The 5,422-nt window shown below is 46.9% G+C and carries 8 protein-coding genes; 4 read left to right on the top strand and 4 right to left on the bottom strand.

Going from position 1 to position 5,422, the window contains the following annotated elements:
- Positions 1–207 precede the first annotated feature (207 nt).
- Positions 208–432, top strand: a complete 225-nt coding sequence (locus tag RMO84_RS14695) for a hypothetical protein (RefSeq protein WP_310489192.1) — start codon at positions 208–210, stop codon at positions 430–432.
- On the opposite strand, the gene RMO84_RS14690 is transcribed toward RMO84_RS14695, so the two are convergent.
- The 3 genes from RMO84_RS14690 to ald all read right to left on the bottom strand — a co-directional run bounded on the left by RMO84_RS14690 (position 413) and on the right by ald (position 2,474).
- On the bottom strand, positions 413–934 hold the full coding sequence (locus RMO84_RS14690; RefSeq protein ID WP_310489191.1) for a phosphate-starvation-inducible PsiE family protein: 522 nt from the start codon (positions 932–934) through the stop codon (positions 413–415). The two genes, RMO84_RS14695 and RMO84_RS14690, sit on opposite strands and share 20 nt — an antisense overlap.
- A gap of 142 nt (positions 935–1,076) precedes the next feature.
- On the bottom strand, positions 1,077–1,256 hold the full coding sequence (locus RMO84_RS14685; RefSeq protein ID WP_310489190.1) for a hypothetical protein: 180 nt from the start codon (positions 1,254–1,256) through the stop codon (positions 1,077–1,079).
- Positions 1,257–1,385: 129 nt separating this feature from the next.
- Positions 1,386–2,474 (bottom strand): alanine dehydrogenase, encoded by a 1,089-nt coding sequence (gene ald, locus RMO84_RS14680; protein ID WP_310489189.1) that lies wholly within the window; start codon positions 2,472–2,474, stop codon positions 1,386–1,388.
- A 275-nt stretch (positions 2,475–2,749) separates the two neighbouring features.
- Between ald and aat the strand changes: the two genes are divergently transcribed.
- Positions 2,750–3,346: a leucyl/phenylalanyl-tRNA--protein transferase gene (aat, locus tag RMO84_RS14675; protein WP_310489188.1), complete on the top strand. Its 597-nt coding sequence runs from the start codon at positions 2,750–2,752 to the stop codon at positions 3,344–3,346.
- A gap of 95 nt (positions 3,347–3,441) precedes the next feature.
- Here the strand turns inward: aat and RMO84_RS14670 are convergent, their stop codons facing one another.
- Positions 3,442–3,876, bottom strand: a complete 435-nt coding sequence (locus RMO84_RS14670; protein WP_310489187.1) for a response regulator transcription factor — start codon at positions 3,874–3,876, stop codon at positions 3,442–3,444.
- A gap of 196 nt (positions 3,877–4,072) precedes the next feature.
- Here RMO84_RS14670 and RMO84_RS14665 point away from each other — a divergent pair, with 196 nt between their 5' ends.
- Both RMO84_RS14665 and RMO84_RS14660 read left to right on the top strand, forming a co-directional pair.
- On the top strand, positions 4,073–4,465 hold the full coding sequence (locus RMO84_RS14665) for a hypothetical protein (RefSeq protein WP_310489186.1): 393 nt from the start codon (positions 4,073–4,075) through the stop codon (positions 4,463–4,465).
- A gap of 7 nt (positions 4,466–4,472) precedes the next feature.
- Positions 4,473–5,422: hypothetical protein (locus tag RMO84_RS14660; RefSeq protein WP_310489185.1), on the top strand; the 950-nt coding region annotated here is incomplete at its 3' end.

Raw genomic sequence — 5,422 nt, 5'->3', positions numbered from 1 at the left:
ATGCTAGATCGTTTAAATATTACTAAAACTTATTAATTGTTCGTTTGGGGTCGATCGATTGCCAGGAGGCGATCGATCGAGATCTCATGCTAAGTCTGGCTTGTAAAACTCATTAACCTTGCCCTCACCCCCAGCCCCTCTGTCTTGATTCGCTGTCTTGACCCAAAGCCATGGGTCGGGAACCTCCGCGCGATCTAAGTCGCTGTCTTGTCGCACACAAACGGGAGCGGCGCGCTCTGGCGAGGTTTCCTCGCCTTAGAAGTGCGACAAGACAGGGAACCTCCCGTTCGATGCGCTGCTGCTTGGTGCGCTAAACCTGGAGGAAACCTCCGTGACGAGCGCATCCGCAAACCGTCGGGGAACAAAGGCGTGCGCGAGCCGCTTCTTGAAGAAGTCGGGGGTCTGGCGGGATTTAATCATGATGCTTACTAACTTTGAGCCGATTAGAAACCTGATGCTCTGGGTCGATCCCTTCAAAAGTTGGCGGTATCCATACCCGTACCACCATCAAGATTGCCATCGAAATCAAGAACGCACAAGTCGCCATCACCTGTTGCCATTGAACTTCCAAAATCCCTTTGACAATTACCTCTCGCAGTACCGACACGATCGCCACTTCTACCGATACCCCGATCGATACCCGTTGTTCTTGGAGATAAATAATTAACAGTCGAAATAATTCGACCAAAATTAAAATAAACAAAATATCGGCAGTAATCTCATGAAAGCGCAAGGTTGTCAGCGAGAAGAATATTTCTTTCAACTGCAATACCATTACACAAAACAATCCAATACATAGAGAAATTGCAATGGCATCTTGTACTAACTCTAAAGTCCGCACGATATAACTACGATCGAACTGCTTATACCAAGGCGCACTCGATGTTACCTCAGGTATATTACTATCTGCTGGAGCGATAATTGACTGCTGCATATCTTTAGTTCCTGCGATAAGGGACATCGCTCTAAACTAACGTACAATCTGACGATCGAGCAATCATTAATTAATGAGATGTTTTGATAAATCTCATCAGCAAATTGCGATCGATAAACTGGAGATATCGATCGGATAAGTTCTATCGCTTGCGCGCTTTCCAAGTACCACCATAGACATAATCGGGACTATCGCGATCGAGTAATTGCCAACACTTGTCGCAGACAAACTGCCACTCACCGGATCGATCTACCCGAACCCGATACAAAACATCAGCCGGAAGCTGACAGCGATCGCAAGTTTTCGTCCGAATTCTTGTCACGGATCTATTTGCAAATAATGACAATTATTTTGAAGATCGGTAAGCAGATATCTTCTACAAAGTTCAAATCTGAAGCCATCCATTTTAGGATGTTCTACCGATCGACATTCTCGCTCTAGCGATACTTCACTAACTAGCCAAATCGGGGAAAACCGATCGCACAGCGGGATGGACGATCGATCCACTGCGCACATTCACCCCTTTGGCGAGATTGAGATCTTGTTCCAGAGCTGCCAATCCGCGATCGGCTAATTTGATGACATAGGGTGCCGTACTATTATTCAAGGCTTGCGTCGCCGTCCAGGGAACCGCTCCTGGCATATTGGGCACGCCATAGTGAACCACTCCTGCTTCTGTATACACCGGACTAGTGTGTGAGGTGGGGCGTACCGTCTCGATGCAGCCCCCTTGATCGACGGCGACGTCAATAATCACGGAACCTGGCTTCATCTCGCTCACGAGGGTTTTAGAGACGAGGATCGGCGCACGTTTACCCAAGATCAGCACCGCACCGATGACCAGATCGGCAGTACGCACGGAGGTTTCGATATTCTGCGCATTACTATAGAGATAAGTCACCCGCGAACCAAAAATAGTCTCCAAATAGCTCAATCGATCGACATTCACATCCAGGATCGTTACCTGTGCGCCCATCCCGACTGCCATCCGCGCAGCCTCCGTACCGACGATGCCCCCACCGAGAATGGTTACGCTCCCAGGTTGTACGCCCGGTACGCCGCCGAGGAGTACACCACTACCCCCTTGTTGTTTCTCTAGAAATCTCGCCCCAAATTGGATGGATAATCTCCCTGCGATGATGCTCATTGGTGCCAAGAGCGGGAGCTTGCCATCGGGTAATTCGACTGTCTCATAGGCGATCGCACTGACACCCGTATCGACAAGCTGTTCTGTCAACGCGCGGTTGGCGGCAAGGTGGAGATAGGTGAATAGGAGCTGATTTTTTTGGAGGTAAGCGTATTCTGTAGCTAGCGGCTCTTTAACTTTGACAACCATTGCTCGATCCCAAGCGGCTGCGGCTGTCGGCACGATCTTAGCTCCCGCTTGGATATATTCAGCATCGGGAAAGCTAGAGCCTGCCCCAGCATTAGTTTCGACAAATACTTGATGCCCCCGATCGATTAATGACCTAACAATACTGGGTGTCAAGCCAACTCGAAATTCTTGGTCTTTGGTCTCTCTGGGAATGCCAATATCCATGTTTTATGCTTATGATTGTCATCGTACTCACCATCATAGTAGAGTCCATCTGGGTTTTAGAAAGAGTTTTCGGATACCAAGAGAGGGGATAGGGAATAGGGAATAGGGATATAGAGCAGGAGAACCAGGAAAGATGGCATAACGAGTATTTAAAAACCTAAAACCTAAAGCCTCAAACCTAAAACCGAAACCCTGTCTTGATTCGCTAAACCGTCGGGGAACCCGACGAGCGCGAATCGCTACCCTCTATCCCCTATTCCCTATCCCCTATCGACATGAGCAACTACCACATACCAGGAATTATCGAAGGCTACTCCCATGGTCATTTTTTGATGGCGGACGATGAGGATAGCGATTTGCAGTGGTATTCTAGCAACGAACATGCGTTGATTCCGCTCGACGATCGCTTTCGCTATCCCACCTCACTACGACGGGTTATCAATCAAAATCGCTTTACCGTCAGGATTAATGGCGATTTTCGGGCTGTGGTGGCGGGTTGTGCCGATCGAGATACTACCTGGATTTCCCGCGAACTGCAACAGATTTACTGGGAATTAAACCAAGCAGGTTGGGCGTATAGTTTTGAAACTTGGCAAGGCAACGAACTCGCTGGTGGGATCTTAGGCATTGCCATTGGCAGCGCATTTATCGGCGAATCAATGTTTTTCCAGATTCCCGAAGGCTCGAAAGTGGCGATGGTACACCTAGTAAATCATCTCCGCCAGCAGAACTTCACCCTCTTTGATGCCCAAATGACCAATCCGCACCTCGAACGCTTTGGCTCTTACACGATCGATACTAAAGCATACCAAAAAATACTCCGAGTGGCCATCTCACAGCAGTGTAAATTTAGACCCGAATGCGAGGTGTAGTAGTCTTGGGCGTAGTGTTTTGCGGGGAGCGGGGAGCTAGCTTAAGCATCGAGCACAAAAATCCGATTCACTATCCACTATTCACTCCTTGTCCTCTAACCTGCTCGCCGTTGTTGACGATGTTGCTGGCGACGACGAGAATGCAACAATAGGTTCACCTTGCCGAGTAGTTCCTCGATTGCGACTGGCTTGCCAATGAGATCGTCGGCACCACATTCTAGTCCTAGAGCTGCTTGAGTGCGATCGAGTGCTGAGAATAGCAAAATCGGCGTCAGATCCCAAGTAGCATTGCTTCTAATCCGCTTCGTCATCTCGTAGCCATCAATCTGAGGCATGTTGATATCGAGAATAATTAAGTCTGGTGGCAGCAGATCCATAATTTGCAGCGCGATGAGGCCGTCGGTATAAGATATCGTCTCATAACCTGCTGTGGAGAGCACGGCATCGGTAACAGCCAAAATTTCTGGCGCATCGTCAACAACAAGGATTCTATTCGCGCCAGATCTTATACCAGTAACTACTGATTTCATTTATCGAAGTTTTGAGTTAATAATAGGACAAAAAACTAATAATCCAGCAATAAAGCCAATTTGTTTCAAAGAGTAGCAGCAATCGCGGATGCTGCTGGCACATGACTACGAGATTGAAATGCTACTTTAGATTAAACCCGCTAGTTCGGTAATTACAGAGACTGATGGGTCGCTTTTTTATTAAAGACAAGAAAAGATGAAATTAAATATTAGATTGAGATTATACCCGATCGAACCGATCGTCAATCCCAATTTGGTGAATTATTTCAGATTTGGGTCGAAAAATGTGTTAACTATCACGATCGTGAAGGCTACCACGCTGGAAATCGAGGATACTGGCGACAGCAGGCGATCGCGTCACTGTACTGAGCAATGTGATTCATCCAAACAGGAATTTGCGATCGCTTATGCTCGTGCTGGTACCGCTAGCTGCCATCTTCACCGAGCGATCGCGAATGCAGTTGAGTCGATTGTCAATAGCAAAGAAATAACAGATCGATCTATGAAAAATTTGGCTTTAAATATCATCGCGATCGTCAGGTTGAATCTCGATTTGTGGCACGATATGAGTATGAGATTAGCGATCTAATAAATTAATGGCTCAATACAAGCACGACCGATTTTTTAAATTTTACCTGCGTTCTCTATATCAGTCCAAAGGTGAGACACTTCAGAACATCCAGGTGCGAAATGATGAAGATCTAGAAATAGACTTTATGTTTGTCGCTCAATCGGATAAATTTGGCTGGGAACAGGAAGATTTAGGCTTATTTGATGCGTTGATGAAGGTTCACTCCACGATTATTATCGAGCATTACAGCGGCTATGCTCAGGAAAAGCATATCCACAAATCCATCACGCGCAAAAACTTGTATTGGGAGCCGAAACAAGCAGAATTAGCCACAACGCTTAAACAAGCCCAACAGACAGCCAAATATCAACAACTATCGCCCGAATCACTCCAGCTCATCGACAACCAAAACCCATTTACTTGGATTTTGACAGTCAATTGTAGTCCCGAACTATTAGAGCTATGTGGAGCCAAACCACATCCAGAATTCGGTGTCGGCGTATACGAAACAGTCAAACTTCTGCGGATGGGCATAGTCGTCATCGAGCAGCTAGAATATAGCTCGGCAACCATGTGGTTGAAGCTGCTAGGGAATAAAGAATCCGCTCGACGCGCGTTTGAGGGCATCGAACAGCTATCACCAGAGCGAAGGGAGAAAAATGATACAATACGGGCAAGCCTCAAATATTGCGTGTATCTCAAAGACTTACCAGTAAATAGTTTAAGTGCAGAGGAGCAAGAGTTTATGAGGACGATGGCAGAGATCGATGCTTGGTATGATGCTGAAATGGATAAGGCGGAACGGAAGGGTGAGCTAAGAGGTGAGCTAAAAGGTAAGCTGAATTCTGCCACTAGAGTTATGGGTGTGAAGTTTCAGGGATATGTACCAACGGAGAATGTGACGAGTCAGCTCGCTGCTTTGAATGAGGCGCAACTCGACGATTTGATTGTTGGGATGTTTAGTTGGCAGTCGGT

It is taken from the genome of Chamaesiphon sp. VAR_69_metabat_338 (genome assembly GCF_031423935.1).
In the GTDB taxonomy this organism is placed as follows: domain Bacteria; phylum Cyanobacteriota; class Cyanobacteriia; order Cyanobacteriales; family Chamaesiphonaceae; genus Chamaesiphon.
Note: the sequence above shows the minus strand (reverse complement) of the source record. Positions and strands in the feature narration are given on the sequence as shown.